The 17,259-nt window shown below is 72.2% G+C and carries 12 protein-coding genes; 6 read left to right on the top strand and 6 right to left on the bottom strand.

The features are described 5' to 3' along the window. Window positions 1-186 precede the first annotated feature (186 nt). On the bottom strand, window positions 187-798 hold the full coding sequence (locus ACFQ9Z_RS35185; RefSeq protein WP_383029629.1) for a hypothetical protein: 612 nt from the start codon (window positions 796-798) through the stop codon (window positions 187-189). Between the two features lie 1,356 nt (window positions 799-2,154). Here ACFQ9Z_RS35185 and ACFQ9Z_RS35190 point away from each other — a divergent pair. After that, on the top strand, window positions 2,155-3,729 hold the full coding sequence (locus ACFQ9Z_RS35190) for an amino acid permease (protein WP_383029631.1): 1,575 nt from the start codon (window positions 2,155-2,157) through the stop codon (window positions 3,727-3,729). A 25-nt stretch (window positions 3,730-3,754) separates the two neighbouring features. On the opposite strand, the gene ACFQ9Z_RS35195 is transcribed toward ACFQ9Z_RS35190, so the two are convergent. After that, on the bottom strand, window positions 3,755-4,441 hold the full coding sequence (locus tag ACFQ9Z_RS35195) for a helix-turn-helix domain-containing protein (protein ID WP_383029635.1): 687 nt from the start codon (window positions 4,439-4,441) through the stop codon (window positions 3,755-3,757). A gap of 238 nt (window positions 4,442-4,679) precedes the next feature. Here ACFQ9Z_RS35195 and ACFQ9Z_RS35200 point away from each other — a divergent pair, with 238 nt between their 5' ends. Next, complete coding sequence (locus tag ACFQ9Z_RS35200) at window positions 4,680-5,441, top strand: urea amidolyase associated protein UAAP1 (protein ID WP_383029640.1); 762 nt, start codon at window positions 4,680-4,682, stop codon at window positions 5,439-5,441. A gap of 13 nt (window positions 5,442-5,454) precedes the next feature. Here the strand turns inward: ACFQ9Z_RS35200 and ACFQ9Z_RS35205 are convergent, their stop codons facing one another. Together ACFQ9Z_RS35205 and ACFQ9Z_RS35210 are read right to left on the bottom strand one after the other, a co-directional pair. Then, window positions 5,455-6,663 (bottom strand): RNA-guided endonuclease InsQ/TnpB family protein, encoded by a 1,209-nt coding sequence (locus ACFQ9Z_RS35205; RefSeq protein ID WP_383029642.1) that lies wholly within the window; start codon window positions 6,661-6,663, stop codon window positions 5,455-5,457. Between the two features lie 167 nt (window positions 6,664-6,830). After that, complete coding sequence (locus ACFQ9Z_RS35210) at window positions 6,831-8,033, bottom strand: IS110 family transposase (RefSeq protein WP_383029645.1); 1,203 nt, start codon at window positions 8,031-8,033, stop codon at window positions 6,831-6,833. Window positions 8,034-8,245: 212 nt separating this feature from the next. On the opposite strand from ACFQ9Z_RS35210, the gene ACFQ9Z_RS35215 reads away from it, so the two are divergent. From ACFQ9Z_RS35215 to ACFQ9Z_RS35230, 4 genes are all read left to right on the top strand, one after another. Next, window positions 8,246-8,884: an urea amidolyase associated protein UAAP2 gene (locus ACFQ9Z_RS35215; protein WP_383029648.1), complete on the top strand. Its 639-nt coding sequence runs from the start codon at window positions 8,246-8,248 to the stop codon at window positions 8,882-8,884. Between the two features lie 5 nt (window positions 8,885-8,889). Beyond that, the gene (uca, locus tag ACFQ9Z_RS35220; RefSeq protein ID WP_383029651.1) at window positions 8,890-12,477 is read left to right on the top strand and encodes an urea carboxylase; all 3,588 of its coding nucleotides are present in this window, start codon (window positions 8,890-8,892) and stop codon (window positions 12,475-12,477) included. Beyond that, window positions 12,474-14,147 carry an allophanate hydrolase gene (gene atzF / locus ACFQ9Z_RS35225; protein WP_383029653.1) on the top strand — a complete coding sequence of 558 codons (1,674 nt, stop codon included), beginning with the start codon at window positions 12,474-12,476 and terminating at the stop codon, window positions 14,145-14,147. The genes uca and atzF overlap by 4 nt, the downstream gene beginning before the upstream one ends. A gap of 237 nt (window positions 14,148-14,384) precedes the next feature. Then, the gene (locus ACFQ9Z_RS35230; RefSeq protein WP_383029655.1) at window positions 14,385-14,915 is read left to right on the top strand and encodes a hypothetical protein; all 531 of its coding nucleotides are present in this window, start codon (window positions 14,385-14,387) and stop codon (window positions 14,913-14,915) included. Here ACFQ9Z_RS35230 and ACFQ9Z_RS35235 read toward each other — a convergent pair. Then, window positions 14,902-15,936 (bottom strand): alcohol dehydrogenase catalytic domain-containing protein, encoded by a 1,035-nt coding sequence (locus ACFQ9Z_RS35235; protein ID WP_383029659.1) that lies wholly within the window; start codon window positions 15,934-15,936, stop codon window positions 14,902-14,904. The two genes, ACFQ9Z_RS35230 and ACFQ9Z_RS35235, sit on opposite strands and share 14 nt — an antisense overlap. A 42-nt stretch (window positions 15,937-15,978) precedes the next feature. Continuing rightward, window positions 15,979-17,172 (bottom strand): FAD-dependent monooxygenase, encoded by a 1,194-nt coding sequence (locus ACFQ9Z_RS35240; RefSeq protein ID WP_383029662.1) that lies wholly within the window; start codon window positions 17,170-17,172, stop codon window positions 15,979-15,981. Between the last annotated feature and the right edge of the window lie 87 nt (window positions 17,173-17,259).

The raw sequence follows: 17,259 nt of genomic DNA on the forward strand, positions 1-17,259 counted from the left end.
AGCCAGGTGCTGCCACCGCACGCGTGCACAGGTCAGAAGAGGGCGGGACCGGAACGCCCTGTGCGAGGACGTCCCGTACGGCCCCTGCCCGCCCATCCTGCCCGCCAGCTCAGCCTCACGCACAAGGCGGTACAGCCCAGAGCCACGGGAGGTGACTCCAGGCCGGACCACCCTCGAGGGCGGCCGTCACGACGCCGCAGCCAGGTCCTGCGGGTCGAGCTTCGTGAAGTCGACGCTTCGCCCGGGTTCGGGCACGAGGTCCCGCGTGGAGAGATACCAGAGCCACTCACCTATATAGCCCGTCACCCCGGTGCGATCGTTGGCCTCGAAGACCGGAGCGGCATACAACAGGACGTGGTCTCGGTCCCCGCTTACGAGCTTCTTGTCCGCCAGAGTGGCCTCACACCACAGCTCGTAGGCCTCGGTGTCCAAGTCGGTACGCGCGAGCATGATCTCGTCGGCGATAACCCAAGCTGCTGCTGCTCGATCCTCGGACGTCGGCGCGATGGCCGTCACAAGGTCCCAGGGGCACACCTGATCCCGGCCGCGTGGATCACGTCGCGTCAGGTCAACCAGGCGGCCGCCGACTGCCTCGATGTGCGATTTCTCGGGTTGGTGTCGGTGGTGGTGAGAGTCGGTGCCTCCCTTCAGCAACTTGCCACCGCCCGCCCCCGCGACTACGACGATGCTGCGGCCACGCTCGCTCTGCACGACCGCGTCCGCTGCACCGACGGCTGCGCCGCCTTCCCCGTACTGCCCCTGGGCGGGCGTCTTCCTGCGGGCTGCGGCCTGCTTCACCCGGCTCGTATCCGGCGAGGACCAGGAGCTGCTCGTCGCGCCAGGTGACCGCGCGTACCTGCTGCGCGTTGCGGAGACGGCCGGGCTGCGCCCGCGACAGCCGCTTGCGGCCCGGCGTCGAGGCGCGGTCGGTAGTGCAGCCGGTGCCCCGGGCGTGGACCCGGGGCACCGGGGCCGCTGCGGCAGCCGCTTTCCCTGTGCCGCAGCGACGCCTTCCTGCTGCGGGACCATAGTGGCCGGTGAACCGTGCGGGCCGCGTCCGCCGGCCCGGGCATGTCACCGCACCGTAAGAAGGGCCGCCGGCGAACAGCTCCCGGGCGACCTCTCACGGCAGGGGCTGGGTGATCCAACCGCACTCGCGGATCGCGTCCGGGGACCCTGCCGGAGCCGCGAACCCGAATCGCGCCCGGGTATGGAGGACGAAGCCTTCCGCCTCGGCCTGGACACGCAGGCGGGCTCGTACCCGGGGCTGCCACCGCGCCAGGACCGCTTCCTCGATCGCCGCCACCCGCAGGGGGCCCACGACGCGCTCCGGGCTTCGTCGTCACCCACCGCTGCCCGGTGCGCTGCGCCACTCCCAGCACGGCGGAGACCCTCCAGGTGGAGCCCCGGTGCGCCTTCAGCAGAAACCGCAGGCGGCCCTCGGTGCTCGAGGGGACGGGGCGGGTGCGCAACGCGCGCTTCAGCCCCTGCTCGATCTGCTCCATGTCCGCCTCTTCAAATTTGGCTGCTCACAGCGCGGACACCCCGCAGTCCGTAGCGTCAGTCGTCCCATGCCGCTCGCCCCTGCCCTGCCGGTTCCGGCGTCTTCGGGACAGCACCGGTCGGCATCGGCTAGAAGAGCCTCCGGGTGTGTCGGCGACGTGGCCCGCATGCCGACTTCCCGTTACAGGCTGTCGGCCCATGAGCGGACGGGGTAGGTGCGGACGCGGATGCCGCCGAGCGCGAAGCGGAACGGTCCGAGGAGGCGGTGGGCGACGCTGGGGGAGAGATCATCGTGCTGATCGGGAGTTCGAGCGGCACGGATCTTTGGGTGTCGCCGAGACCCGTCAACACCCTTGTCACGACGAGGGAGCCGTCAACGGCGACCGTTCTGCGCTACGCCCTCAGACGAGGCGGACCGCGTTGGGTGTCCAGGCCTTGACCCCGGTGGGCGGGGCGAACCTGACGGCCAGTGGTGGGCCGTGCCGCAGCAGCACGATGGTCGAGTGCCGCCCCGTCCCCGGCGACGGTGCCGCGGAGAGGGGTCACTAACGGCGCGGACACGGTCGTGACACCCCGGGGAAACGGGGCGTCCCTAATTTCTGTCGCACGACAGGAACTCGCAGGATCACGCCTCCGCGACAGGGGACCGCCATGACCGTGACCACCGATCCCGCACCGCCACCGCCACCGCCACCGTCCGCCGGCGCCGCCGGCGACGGCACGCTCGCCGTATTCGGCTACCGCCAGGAACTGCGGCGGCAGATGGGCCGGTACGCGTCCTTCGCCGCCGGCTTCTCCTTCATCTCGGTCCTGACCACGGTCTTCCAGTTCTTCGCCTTCGGCTACTCCTTCGGCGGGCCGCTGTTCCTGTGGACCTGGCCCGCCGTGCTCGCCGGCCAGCTGCTCGTGGCCGCCTGCTTCGCCGAACTCGCCGCCCGCTACCCCATCTCCGGGGCGGTCTACCAGTGGTCGACCCGGCTGAGCGGCCCCGCCTTCGGCTGGTTCACGGGCTGGATCATGGTGATCGGCCAGGTGGTCGTGGTCGCCGCGGCGGCGCTCGCGCTGCAGGTCGTACTGCCCGCGATCTGGTCCGGTTTCCAGCTGGCCGGCGGCGACCCGGCGCCCACCACGGCGACCGGGGCGGCCAACGCCGCCCTGCTGGCCCTCGTTCTGCTGGTGCTGACCACGGTCGTGAACGTCGTCGACAACCGCGTCATGTCCGCCGTCAACCGCGTCGGCGTCACGGCCGAGATCATCGGCGCGGTCCTCATCGTCGTCCTGCTGTTCACCCACGCCGAGCGCGGTGCCGGCGTGACCCTGAGGACCGGCGGCCAGGGCGGCCCGGTGGCGGCGCTGCTGGTGGGCTCGTTCACCGCGGCCTACGTCCTCATCGGCTTCGACAGCGCGGGCGAGATGAGCGAGGAGACCCGCAATCCCCGCCGGACCGCTCCGCGCACCATCCTCGGCGCCCTCGCCGCGGCAGGCGTACTGGGCGGCCTGCTGCTGCTCGGCGGTGTGCTGGCCGCGCCCAGCCTGGGGGACGGCCGGCTGGCCACCGAGGGACTGGGCTACGTCCTCACCAGCAGTCTGGGCAGCGGTGCGGGAAGGGCGCTGCTCGCGGACGTCGCGGTCGCCATCTGCGTGGCCACGCTGGCCATCCAGACCGCGGGCACGCGGATGCTGTTCTCCATGGCGCGCGACGGGATGCTGCCGCTGTCCGCACGGCTCGCCAAAGTCTCACCGCGCACGGGCATGCCGTTCACCCCCGCCCTGACGGTCGGCGTCCTGGCCGCGGCGCTCACCCTGCTCAACCTCGCCTCCCCGGAGGCGTTCCTGGCCATCGGCACCACGTGCATCGCCATGCTCTACCTCGCCTACGCCGGGGTCACCGCGCCGATGCTGGTCCGGCGGCTGAGGGGCCAGTGGCCGGCGACGGACGCCGGCGGCCGCGACGAGCTGGGCCGGCCGCTGTTCTCCCTGGGCCGCTGGGGTCTGCCGGTCAACGCCCTGGCGGTCGGGTACGGGCTGTTCATGACGGTCAATCTCTCCTGGCCCCGCGCCGGGGTGTACGACCCGGCGGGCGGCCACTGGTACTTCCAGTGGTTCACCGTCCTGTTCCTCGGCGCCACGGTCGCCGCCGGCGTGCTGTGCCGCCGCCGCGCCCCGGCCGCCGCGGCGGCCGGGGCGCCGGGCCGCACGGACGCGGCGGAGGCCGCACCGGTCTGAGCGGACCCGCGCCCCGGGCGCGCCGTCACCGCCACGCCGCGAGGAGCCGCTGCCCCTCGCGGCGCTGCCGTGCCAGGGAGCGCTGCGGCACGCCCGCGACCCGCAGTGCCGCGTCGGCCGTCGCCGCGGCGAGGGCCCGCGGATCGCGGGCGGGGTCGGCGCGCCGGATGAGGATCACGCTCTCGGTGAGGCCGAAGACGAGGTCCGTGCGCAGGGCGAGCTCCTCCGCGGCGAGGGCCGCGCCCGGCTCCGTGTCCGTCAGCAACTCCCCGTACGCGGCCTTCAGTTCGGCCCGGACCTGCTGGAAGACGGCGAAGCGCTCCGTCTGCGCCTCGGGGAGCAGGTAGAGAGCCCCCGGGTTGTGCAGGCCGCCGCACAGCAGCAGCACGTCGGAGTGGCACAGCGCCCACAGCCGCGCCTCGGCGGCCGTCCCGGTACGCCTCACCAGCTCGCGCGCGATCTCCAGCGAGGGGCGGACGGTCCCTTCGAGCAGCGCGGCGAGGATCGCCTCCTTGCCGTCGAAGTAGTGGTACAGCGACGCCTGGCGCAGCCCGGCCCGCTCGGCGACCGCGCGCGTGGAAGTCGCGGTGTAGCCGTGCGCGGTGAACAGCTCGGCGGCGGCGGCCAGCACCTCCTCGCGGGGCGGGAGTCCACTGGCGGGACGCTCCTGGGCACGGGGGCGGCCGACTCTTCTGCTGGTGGGCGGGCTCACTTTGTGATCCTCGCACAGGGCCGCAGGCTGCCCGGGCGCCGATCGGCGGCGGTGAGGCGGCGGTTACCGCCCGGAAACGCACGAGCAACCGCCAGGACTCGGCCCGCCCCTAATTTCTGTCACACGACAGAAATAGCGCCGAGCCGGAGGTTCAGCCGTGACGACACCGTCAACGACAGCGTCGGCCCGTGGTGCCCGGGACCATGCCCGCGCCCAGGAGGGCACGAGGTCCGCCACCATGCCCGTACTCCCCGCGAGCGACTGGCCGGCACCGCCGGAGGGGATCACCGGTGAGGACCTCGTGTGGGCCGAGACCGTGGCGGGCGGCAACTACACCCACAAGATCCTCGCGCGGGGCACCGAGCTGCGGCTGACCGACCCCACCGGCGACGCGTGCGCCCACGTCCTGCTCTACAGCGCGGACCGCCCGTGGGAGCGGCTGAACACGGCCGACACACTCAAGGTGCTCTGGAACGCCTACCTCGGCGAGGGACACCTGCTCCTGTCCGGCCAGGGCCGGGTCCTCGCGTCCGTCACCGCGGACACCTCCGGCCGGCACGACGCCCTCACCGGCACCTCCGCCCTGGCCCGCAACACCGCCCGCTACGGCGACGGGTCCCCTCAGTCGGCCTCCCCCGCCGGACGTGAACTGTTCAAGCTCGCCGCCCTCAAGAACGGGCTCGGCCCACGGGACGTCCCGCCGTCCGTCTCCTTCTTCCAAGGCGTCCGGATCAACGCGGACGGCACCACCGCGTTCACCGGCTCCGCAGGCCCCGGCGGGTCCGTCACGCTGCGCGCCGAGCAGCCGCTGACCGTGCTGATCGCCAACGTCCCGCACCCGCTGGACCCGCGCCCCGACTACGTCTGCGGCCCCCTGGAGGTCCTCGCGTACCGGGCCCGGCCGACCGGCCCGCACGACGCACTGTGGAACGCCACGCCCGAGGGCCGCCGCGCCTTCCTCAACACCGCCGAGCACCTCGCCGCCAGGGGGATCGCTTGACTTCCTTCTCCGCCTAAAGGCGGGGAGTTCCAGCGGTCGCCCGCTGGGGTTCCTGCTTCGCCGACGACCGCCCCGTCCGGGAGGACTCCCGTTGAGGTCTTACACCGTCTCCACAGGCAGACGCCGCCAGCCCGGCGGCCAGGATGTTGCGTGCCGCGTTCACGTCGCGGTCATGCACGGCGCCACAGGCGCACGTCCACTCGCGGACGTTCAGCGGCAGCTTCCCGCGGACCGTGCCGCAGACCCCGCACAGCTTGCTGGACGGGAACCAACGGTCGATCACGACGAGTTCGCGCCCGTACCAGGCGCACTTGTACTCCAGCATGGAGCGAAGTTCCGTCCACGACGCATCCGAGATGGCACGCGCGAGCGAGTGATTCTTCAGCAGGTTGCGGACGGTCAGGTCCTCGATCACGACCGTTTGGTTCTCACGGACGAGCCGAGTCGACAGCTTGTGCAGGAAGTCGCGGCGCCGGTCGGCGATCCGCGCGTGGATGCGAGCGACCTTAACCCGGGCCTTGTCGCGGTTGGCCGAGCCCTTTGCCTTCCGCGACAGCTCCCGCTGCGCGCGGGCCAGCCGGAGGCGGTCGCGGCGCTCGTGCTTCGGGTTGGTGATCTTCTCCCCGGTGGACAGGGTCACCAGGGAGGTTATTCCGGCGTCGATGCCCACGGCCGAAGTGGTGGCGGGGGCCGGGGTGATGGTGTCCTCGCACAGCAGGGACACGAACCAGCGTCCGGCCGCGTCGCGGGACACTGTCACGGTCGTCGGCTCCACGCCTTCGGGCAGCGGGCGCGACCAGCGGATGTCCAGTGGCTGGGCCATCTTCGCCAGCGTCAGTCGCCCGTCATGCCACTTGAAGGCGCTGCGGGTGTACTCGGCCGACGCTCGGGACTTCTTCCGGCTCTTGTAGCGCGGGTACTTCGCTCGCTTGGCGAAGAAGTGCGCGAACGCGGTCTGAAGGTGACGCAAGGCCTGCTGAAGAGGGACGGAGGACACCTCTGTCAGGAAGGCCAGTTCCTCGGTCTTCTTCCACTCCGTCAGCGCCGCCGACGACTGCACATAGGAGACGCGGCGCTGCTCGCCGTACCAGGCGCGAGTGCGCTCCTCCAACGCCTTGTTGTACACGAGGCGGACGCAGCCGAACGTGCGGGACAGCTCTACTGCCTGCTCGTTCGTGGGGTAACAGCGGTACTTGAACGCCCGCTTGACCTGCTGCGCCATAGCTCACACAGTATCAGCTTCCGTGTGAACCGTAGGTGTCGGGCGGTGGCCATAGACGCCGCATCGCCGTGTCGGCGATTCACCTTTGCCTGCCCCGCTACGCGGGAGCCTCGTTTCCTCCCCGGCCCGAAAGCAGGGGTATCCCCGAAGGAGTCTCAATGACGAAGTCAAGCCGCCTGCGTGACCGGTGGGGTGGAGGTGAAGAGCCGTCCGTCACGCAGCAGAGCCCACAACACGCTGGCCCGTCGGCGGGCCAGGGCGATGACGGCCTGGACATGCTTGCAGCCCTCGCCGCGCTTCTTGAGGTAGAAGTCCCGGTTCGGCCCCTCGCGCATCATGCTGGTCTGCGCGGACATGTAGAAGACCCGTCGCAGGCGACGGCTGTAGCGCTTGGGCCGGTGGAAGTTGCCTGTGCGGCGTCCGGAGTCACGCGGGACGGGCACCAGTCCGGCCGCGGAGGCAAGGTGGCCGGCATCGGTGTAGGCCGACAGGTCACCTGCGGCGACGACGAACTCGGCCCCGAGTATCGGGCCCATGCCGGGCAGGGACTCGATGACCTCGGCCTGCGGGTGGCTGCGGAACGTCTCGTGGATCTGCTTGTCGATCCGCTTGAGCCGGTCGTCCAGGGCCAGGATCTGCGCCGCCAGGTCGGCGACGATCTGGGCGGCGACGTCTTCTCCGGGCAGTGCGGTCTGCTGGGCCTGGGCGGCCTCGACGGCAGTCGCCGTGACCGTGTCGGCGCCGCGGACACCGCGGTTGGCCAGCCAGGCCGTCAGCCGGGCCCGCCCGCGCCGGCGGATGGCCGCCGGGGTCTGGTAGCCGGTCAGCAGGATCAGGGCGCCTTTGTGGTGCGAGTAGTCGAAGGCCCTCTCCAGGGCGGGGAAGACACCGGTCAGTACGTCACGCAGCCGGTTGACCATCCTCACCCGGTCCGCCACCAGATCCGATCGGTGGGCGGTCAGCAGAGCCAGATCGGCGGCCAGCTGGGCGGGCACCTCGATCGTGGCGAAGTCGCCTCGGTGACGGGCGGTCTCGGCGATGACGTAGGCGTCGCGGGCGTCGGTCTTCGCCTCACCCCGGTAGGCGCCGGACATGCGGTTGACTGTGCGGCCGGGCACGTAGACGGCCCGCTGGCCGTGCGCGGCGAGAAGCGCCAGCAGCAGCGCGGAGGCTGTTCCCGAGATGTCCACCGCCCAGCGAACCTCGTCCGCCAGGTCCAGGATCTCGCCGAGCGCGGTCAGGATCGCCGACTCGTCGTTGTCGACCTTCTTCGACCACAGGGTGGCGCCGCTGCCGTCGACCACAGCTGCCCAGTGGTGTCCCTTGCCGGCGTCCACACCGGCCCAGACCTGCTCCCGTCGCTCGCTCACTCGCCCCTCCTCGTTCCGCACAGCATGCCGTCGGCCCGAGGAACACCCCGCTGTCATCTCCGTAATCAGCGACCGCACGAAGCGCGCACATCTCAATCAGCAGCCAGGGCGCCCCGGAGAGCCGGACGGCCACTCCTTCGGAGCCACACCTGGCAAGACCCGATCAGCCACATCCGGCCCTCCCGGGCCGCCTAACAACTTACGGAGACCCGATGACCACCACGCCCACCCGCGCGGGACGCGTCGTCACCGACGCGACCGTCCCCGCCCGCGCCGCCTGGTCTGCCGTCGTCCGCGCGGGCTCGCTGCTGACCATCACCGACCTGCACGGCAACCAGGCCGCGGACTTCCTCGTCTACGACGCGCACGACACGTCCGTGCGCTACAGCGCCCCCGACACCGTCCAGGCCCAGGGCGGCATCTTCCTGACCACCGGCTCGGTGCTGCTGTCGGGTGAGCACACGCCGCTGATGACGGTCGTCGAGGACACCTGCGGGCGGCACGACACCATCGGCGGCGCCTGCTCCAAGGAGTCCAACACCCTCCGCTACGGGCACCACACCTGGTCGCAGCACGCCTGCGTGGAGAACTTCCTCGCGGAGGGCGCCAGGCACGGCCTGGACCAGCGCGACCTGGTGTCCAACGTCAACTGGTACATGAACGTGCCGGTCGAGCCGGACGGCACCCTCGGCATCGTCGACGGCATCTCGGCCCCGGGCCTGAAGGTCGTGCTGCGGGCCGAGACGGACGTCCTGGTGCTGCTGTCCAACTGCCCGCAGATCAACAACCCCTGCAACGGATTCGACCCGACCGCCCTGCGGGCGACCGTCTCCGAGCCGGACGGGAGCTGAGTGCCATGACGTTCGACACCCTGCTGGTGGCCAACCGCGGCGAGATCGCCTCCCGCGTCATCCGCACCGCCCGCCGGCTCGGCCTGCGCACCGTCGCGGTCTACTCCGACCCGGACCGGGGGGCGGAGCACGTCCGGCTGGCCGACGAGGCCGTACGGCTCGGCCCGGCCCCCGCCAAACAGTCCTACCTGGACGCGGACCTGGTGCTGCGGGCGGCCAAGGACACCGGGGCGGGCGCCGTCCACCCCGGCTACGGCTTCCTGTCCGAGGACGCCGGCTTCGCGCGCCGCTGCGCCGAGGCGGGCCTGGTCTTCGCCGGCCCCACGCCCGAACAGCTCGAACTGTTCGGCGCCAAGCACACCGCGCGGGCGGCCGCTCAGGCGGCGGGTGTGCCGCTGGCCCCGGGCACCGGGCTGCTGCCCGACGTGGACGCGGCCCTCGCCGCGGCCGAGGAGATCGGCTACCCGGTGATGCTGAAGGCGACCGGCGGTGGCGGCGGCATCGGCATGCGGGCGTGCCGCGACGCCTGCGACCTCGCCGACGCCTGGGAGCGGGTGCAGCGCGTGGCCGCCGCCTCGTTCTCCTCCGCCGGCGTCTTCCTGGAACGGCTCGTGGAGTCCGCCCGCCACGTCGAGGTGCAGGTCTTCGGCGACGGCGAGGGCCGTGTCGTCACCTTCGGAGACCGCGACTGCTCGCTGCAGCGCCGCAACCAGAAGGTCCTGGAGGAAGCCCCGGCACCGAACCTCCCGGACCGGGTCCGCGAGCGGCTGACCGCCGCCGCCCGCGATCTGTGCGCCTCCGTGCGCTACCGCTCCGCCGGCACGGTGGAGTTCGTGTACGACGCCGCACGCGAGGAGGCGTACTTCCTGGAGGTCAACACCCGCCTGCAGGTGGAGCACCCGGTCACCGAGGAGATCTACGGCGTCGACCTCGTGGAGTGGATGCTGCGCCTCGCACAGGGCGACACCGCCGTCGTCACCACGCCGCCGGCGCCGAAGGGCCACGCCGTGGAGGCCCGCCTCTACGCCGAGGACCCCTCCCGCGACCACCGCCCGAGCGCGGGTCTGCTCACCCGGGTCGCCTTCCCCGCCGGGGTCCGCGTGGACACCTGGGTGGAGACCGGCACCGAGGTCACCACCTCCTACGACCCGCTGCTCGCCAAGGTCGTCGCGTACGGCGCCGACCGCGCCGAGGCGCTCGACCGGCTGGACGCGGCGCTCGCCGCCACCCGCCTCGACGGCATCGAGACCAACCTCGGCCTGGTGCGCGCCGCGCTGGACGACGCCGGCGTGCGCGCGGCGACCCACAGCACCGCCTCGCTCACCGGGATCGGCGACCCCACGCCTCGCGTCGAAGTCGTCGCGCCGGGCACCCTGACCACCGTCCAGGACTGGCCGGGACGCACCGGCCACTGGCAGGTCGGCGTCCCGCCGTGCGGGCCGATGGACGACCTCTCGTTCCGGCTCGGCAACACCGCGCTCGGCAACGCCGAGGGCGCGCCCGGCCTCGAGTGCACCCTCCACGGGCCGTCCCTGCGGTTCACCCACCCGACGACCGTCTGCGTCACGGGCGCGCCCGCGCCGGTGACGGTCGACGGCACCGCCGTACCGCAGTGGGAGCCGGTCACCGTCGGGGCCGGGCAGACCCTGGCGGTCGGGGCGCCCCACGAGCACGGCCTGCGCACATACGTGCTGTTCGCGGGCGGCCTGGACGTACCGGAGTTCCTGGGCAGCGCGGCCACCTTCGTCCTGGGCCGGTTCGGCGGGCACGGCGGCCGCGCCCTGCGCGCGGGCGACGTCCTGCACGGCGGCGAACGACGTGCGGCGGCCTGCGCCGTTCCCCCGCACCGGCGCCCGGCCTTCGGCGGCGCATGGTCCATCGGCGCGGTCGAAGGCCCGCACGCCGCGCCCGAGTTCTTCACCGAGGACGACATCCGCGACTTCTACGACGCGGACTGGAAGGTGCACTTCAACTCGGCGCGCACCGGCGTACGCCTCGTCGGCCCCAAGCCGCGGTGGGCGCGGACGGACGGCGGCGAGGCCGGCCTGCACCCGTCCAACATCCACGACACCCCGTACTCCGTCGGCGCCGTCGACTACACCGGCGACATGCCCGTCCTGCTCGGACCCGACGGGCCCTCGCTCGGCGGCTTCGTCTGCCCGGCCACGGTCGTGACCGGACAGCGCTGGAAACTCGGGCAGCTCCGCCCCGGCGACACCGTCCGCTTCATCCCCGTCACCACCGAGGCGGCCGCCGGGCTGCGGCGGAACCCGTCGGCGGCCCCGCGGGCCGACCGCCCGCCCGTCGTCGACGGCGGCGTCCTCGCCCGCCTGCCGGAGACCGGGACCCGCCCGTCGGTGACGTACCGGCGCAGCGGCGACGACAACCTCCTCATCGAGTACGGCCCGATGCAGCTCGACCTGGCCCTGCGCATGCGGATCCACGCGCTCGCGCAGGCGCTGGCGGCGCGGCGCCCGGACGGGATCGCCGACCTGACCCCCGGCATCCGCTCCCTGCAGGTGCGGACGGACCCCGGCGTCCTGCCGCTGGACGAACTGCTCGGCATCGCCCGGCGCGTGGAGGAGGAACTGCCCGCCACCGACGAGCTGGTCGTGCCCAGCCGCACCGTCCACCTGCCGCTGTCCTGGGACGATCCGGCGACCCGCGAGGCCATCGCCCGGTACATGGCGGGCGTGCGCGACGACGCCCCGTGGTGCCCCTGGAACATCGAGTTCATCCGCCGCGTCAACGGCCTGGAGACGGTGGACGAGGTGTACCGCACCGTCTTCGACGCCGAGTACCTGGTCCTGGGCCTAGGCGACGTATACCTGGGCGCGCCGGTGGCCACGCCGCTGGACCCGCGGCACCGGCTGGTGACGACGAAGTACAACCCCGCCCGTACCTGGACCGCGGAGAACTCGGTCGGCATCGGCGGCGCTTACCTGTGCGTCTACGGGATGGAGGGCCCCGGCGGCTACCAGTTCGTCGGCCGCACCACCCAGGTGTGGTCGGGCTGGCGGCAGCGCGGCGCCTTCGAGCCGGGCAGGCCCTGGCTGCTGCGCTTCTTCGACCGGATCAGGTGGTACCCGGTCGAGGCGGAGGAACTGCTCCAGCTGCGCGCGGACATCGTCTCCGGCCGGTTCGTCCCTCGGATCGAGGAGGGGTCCTTCTCGCTCGCCGACCACCGGCGCTTCCTCGCCGAGAACGCCGGCTCCATCGCCGCCTTCCGGGCCCGGCAGGGTGCGGCGTTCGACGCGGAACGAGCGGCCTGGGAGGCGGCGGGCGAGTTCGCTCGTGCCGAGTCGGCCGCGGAGGTGCCCCCGCCGGCCGCCGACATCGACGTGCCCCAGGGCGGCCATCTGGTCGAGGCCGAGTTCGCCGCCTCCGTCTGGCAGGTCGGCGTCGAGGTCGGCGACCGCGTGTCGGCCGGGCAACCGCTCCTCGTACTGGAGGCGATGAAGATGGAGTCCCGGGTCCCGGCCCCCGCCGACGGCGTCGTAGTGCGGATCCTGACCAGGCCGGGCAGCCAGGTCGAGGCGGGAACCGCCCTCGTCGTCCTCGCTCCCGCGCAGAACCTGGAGGCGGCCGCGTGATCACGGCGGTGGAGCGGGTGCGGGCCGCCTACGCGCGCATCGCGCGGGTGGACCGGCCCGAGGTGTGGATCGGCCTGCGCCCGCGGACGGAGGCGGAGGCGGACGCCGCCGCGGTCGACGCGAAGGTGGCCGCCGGTGACCGGCTGCCGCTGGCCGGGACGGTGCTCGCGGTCAAGGGCAACATCGACGTGGCCGGGCTGCCGACCACCGCCGGCTGCCCCGCGTACGCGTACCTGCCGGACACGGACGCCCCGGCGGTGGCCCGGCTGCGGGCCGCGGGCGCGGTGGTCCTCGGCACCACGAACCTCGACCAGTTCGCCACCGGCCTGGTCGGCACCCGCAGCCCCTACGGCGCGGTCCGCAACGCCATCGCGCCGGAGCGCGTGTCCGGCGGCTCCTCCTCCGGCTCGGCGGTCGCCGTCGCCCTCGGCATCGCCGACATCGCGCTCGGCACGGACACCGCGGGCTCGGGCCGGGTCCCGGCCGCCTTCAACGGGATCGTCGGCCTCAAGCCGACCATCGGACTGGTCCCGACCCAGGGCGTCGTCCCTGCCTGCGCCTCGCTCGACTGCGTCACGGTCTTCGCCCGTACCCTCCCGGAGGCCGAGCAGGCCCTGTCCCTCATGGCGGCGCCGTCCGGACGCGCGCTGACAGCCCCGGCCGAACGCCGGCCGGGGCCGTGGCGGATCGCCGTACCGCGGGCCGGGCAGCTCGGCCCGCTGGACCCGGGCTGGGCCGAAGCGTTCCAAGCCGCGGCGCGCCGACTCGCCGACTCGGGCGCCGAGCTGCTGACCGTCGACCTCGCGCCGTTCACCGAGGCGGCCACGATGCTGTACGAGGGCGCGTTCGTCGCCGAGCGCTACACCGCCGTAGGCGCCTTCATCGACGCGCACGCCGGCTCCCCCGGCCTCGACCCGACCGTGGCCGGCATCATCTCCCGCGCCGGGGACGTCCGGGCCCACCGGCTCTACGCGGACCGACTGCGGCTGGAGTCCCTCCGGCTGCGCGCCCTGGCCTCGCTCGGCGACGCCGACGCCCTGCTGCTGCCGACCGCACCGGGCCACCCGACCATCGCCGAGATCGCGGCCGACCCGCTGGGCGCGAACGCCCGGCTCGGCCGCTTCACCAACTCGACCAACCTCTTCGACCTGGCGGCGGTGGCCGTCCCCGCCGGCGAGGTGGACGGGCTGCCGTTCGGCGTCATGCTGATCGGCCCCGCCTTCACCGACGAGCGGCTCGCACGCATCGCCGGACTGCTCACCGCCCCGCCGCTGCCGCTGGCCGTGGTCGGCGCGCATCTGTCCGATCAGCCCCTGAACGGGCAACTGCTCGCCGCGGGGGGCCGGCTGCGGCGCACCACCACGACCGCCCCCGCCTACCGGCTGTACGCGCTGGACACGGTGCCCGCGAAGCCCGGCCTGGTCCGGGTCGGCGCGGGCGGCGCCGCCGTCGAGGCCGAGGTCTGGCGGCTGCCCGCCGAGGGGCTGGGCGCGCTGGCCGCGGCGCTGCCCCGGCCGATGGCGCTCGGCAGCGTGGAACTCGCGGACGGCAGCTCGGTGACCGGCTTCCTCTGCGAACCCCTGGCCGTCGAGGGTGCTCGGGACATCACCTCGTTCGGCGGCTGGCGTGCGTACCTGCGGTCGGACCCCCATCACGAGGACCCGCGCTGAGCGATGCCCGGCCCGCAGGCCGCCCGGCCGCTGGAGAGCAGAGCTGTCTCGGCGTCAGCGGACTGTTGACTTAGCGGGTAGTTCGGGATGTGAGCTGGGGTTGTGTCGTGTGCGCTGAGTGGGACCGGGCTCGTTGTGGGTTTCGTCAGCGCGTAAAGGCTTGGTTGGTGTTTGTGCTGGTCAGCGCTGTTTTACCTGTTCGGTGGGCGGGGGTTAGCGGCTGCGGGTGGGGCGTCTGTGTTGTTCGGCGAGGTGGTCGAGTTGTACCGCGTCGAAAGCGGTTTTGGTGATGCGTTCGGTGCCGTCGTGGATGGCGGTGATGGCGGCTTGGCGGACACTCTCCGCTTCGCGGGCGGCACCACCTGGCAGAAAACCCGCCGCCTGGCCGAAGCCTCCGCCCACGACGAAGACCTGCGCGCCCTCGCCTACCAGCTGATGGACGCCGCCGGCCTCCAGCGCGCCCGGCTGACCGGCATCGCCCTCAAAGGCGAAGACCTCATCGACGCCGACCAGGTTGCCCAGCAGAGCACCCTCGATCAAACACGCGAGTCCCGACTCGTCGCCGAAGAAGCCATGGACCGCATCCGTGCAAAGTTCGGGCCCTTCGGGCCTACCCGGACGTCCGAAGGCGGCCTCGTTGGCTTCCCTGTTCGCGACGTCCCGGCACGTCCCGTCCACTGCCAGCAACCGCAAGCCCGGCCCGTAGCGGGCCGGGCTTGCGGTTGCTGGCAGTGGACGAGGGGAGACGTGGCGGTCAGCCGTTGGTGAGCACGACCTTCAAGGCGCCGGTCTCGGCGCTGCGGGTGAAGAGGTCGTAGCCCTTCATCGTCTCGTCGAGCGGCAGCCGGTGGCTGATGAGCTGGGTCGCATCCAGCGCGCCGGTGGCGATGGAGTTCATCAGCTGGGGGATGGTCAGCCCCGACGGGATGCCGGTGGTGATGGTGACCTGCTTGGCCCACAGCTTCTCCAGGTGAAGCGTGGCCGGGCCTTCGTGCACGCCGATGTTGGCGATGTGTCCGCCGGAGCGGACCAGGTCGGCGGCGAGTTCGAAGGCGTCGGGGAAGCCGACGGCCTCGATGGTGACGTCCGCGCCGTAGCCGTCGGTCAGGGCGCCGACCAGGTCGTGGACCTCGTCCTCGCCGACGGCGTGGGTGGCGCCGAGCTTGAGGGCCATCTCCCGGCGGGCGGGGGTGCGTTCCACGACGACGATGTTGCGCGGCGAGAACAGCTTGGCGGTCACCGTCGCCGACAGGCCGACCGGTCCGGCGCCGACGATGACGACGGTGTCGCCGGGACGCACCTGACCGTTGAGGACGCCGACCTCGTAGCCGGTGGCGAGGATGTCGGTGAGGAACAGCACCTGTTCGTCGGACAGGCCGTCGGGGATCTTGTAGACGGAGTTGCGGGCGAAGGGGATGCGGGCGTACTCGGCCTGGACGCCGTCGATGGTGTGGCCCAGGGCCCAGCCGCCATTGACGCACTGCCCGTACATGCCGGTGGTGCAGAAGCGGCAGTAGCCGCAGGCGCTGACGCAGGTGGCCAGGATCCGGTCGCCGGGCCGGACGTTCGTCACCGACGAGCCGACCTCCTCGACCACGCCGGTGGCCTCGTGGCCCAGGACCGTGCCCGGCTTCACCGTCGGCACGCCGCCCTTGATGATGTGCGAGTCGCTACCGCAGATCGTGGTGTGGGTGACGCGCATGAGGAGGTCGGTGTCCTCGGCCAGCGTCGGCATCGCGTGGTCCCGGTACTCGATCCTGCCCGGTCCGTCGTAGACGAGTGCCTTCATGTCCAACTCCTTTGTTGAATAGCGGTGCAGTGGTGCCGGGCGTCAGATGCCGGGCCCGTAGAGGCCGAAGCGCAGGTCGGGATCGCCTGGGGTCCAGGTGCCTGTGACCTGGGAGCGGTGTCCCATCCCTGCGACACGGTCGATCAGTTGGTTGCCCAGCTGCAACTGGGCCGGCTCCCAGCGCTTGAGGGCGGTGGGGATGTCGTCGGTGAACGTGCGCAGGTGCTCGTAGAGGGTCCAGGCGTCGTCGGCGGCCTTGGCCGTGCCGGCGGCAGCGTGGGGGCGGGCGGCGAAAGCGGCGTCACCGATGATCGCCACCCGCCCCTCCACCATCGCGGGGATGCGCGTGTCGAAGACGACCTGGAGATAAGGCTGTGCGGTGCGCACGACTGTCTCGGCCGCTGCCGGGGCCAGGTGTTCGGCGGCTGCCGACTTCATCTCGTCGACGAAGCGCTGCTGCACCTGCCCGGGATGGACGGAGACCGGGCACTCGAAGCCACGCAGGTCCGTGGTGAGCTCGTCCAGCTGCGGGCCCGCCGGGACGTTGCGGTACCAAACGTAGTTGAGCAGCCGTTGCCCCTCCTCGATGCCGCCGTCCAGACCGGGAATGGGGTAGAGCACGATGTGGGTGTTGCGGGCCACGCTGTACGTCAGCGCCTGACCCAGCAGCCGCCGCGTCTCCTGGCTCACCGCACCCTCCGGCACGGTGCCGCGCCAGCCGACGTATCCGGAGTACTCGCGTTGCAGGTCCGGGAAGAGCCGCTTGCGGGCGGTGGAGGTGATGCCGTCTGCGAAGACCACCAGGTCGGCGGTCTCAGTCCGGCCCGAGACGAACCGCAGCGTCACGCTGTCGGCGTCCTGGTCGAAACCGGCGCAGAACTCGCCGAGGTGGTAGTGGTCCGTGCCGAAGTCGTCGATCAGCGCGCGGTAGATCGTCCCCCAGGAGGAGTAGCGCCATTCGACCGGGTCCTCGTGCAGCACCTCGTTGTGCCGGCCCAGGTAGCGCACCTGGTGCGTCACCGTGCTCAGCTCCTCTATGCGGCGGGCGCTGCGTTCGCCGAACCACTTCATGGTGGTGGGCTGAAGGACGATCCCGCCGCCGCGGTTCTCCAGAAGTGCGGGCGTGCGCTCGTAGACGTCGACCGTGAAGCCCAGCTCGCGCAGCAGCAGCGCGCTCGTCAGTCCTCCGATGGAGCCGCCGACCACTGCGGCACGCAGTCCCTTGTAGCTGTCCACCGTGGATTCCTCTCGCCCAGGGGGTGGTGGATGCCATCGTGGCTCCGTAGGTGCCCGCTGGCCTCTGTGTAGAATCACAGCGATTTC

Origin of the sequence: Streptomyces sp. NPDC056580 (genome assembly GCF_042793175.1) — a bacterium.
GTDB lineage: Bacteria > Actinomycetota > Actinomycetes > Streptomycetales > Streptomycetaceae > Streptomyces.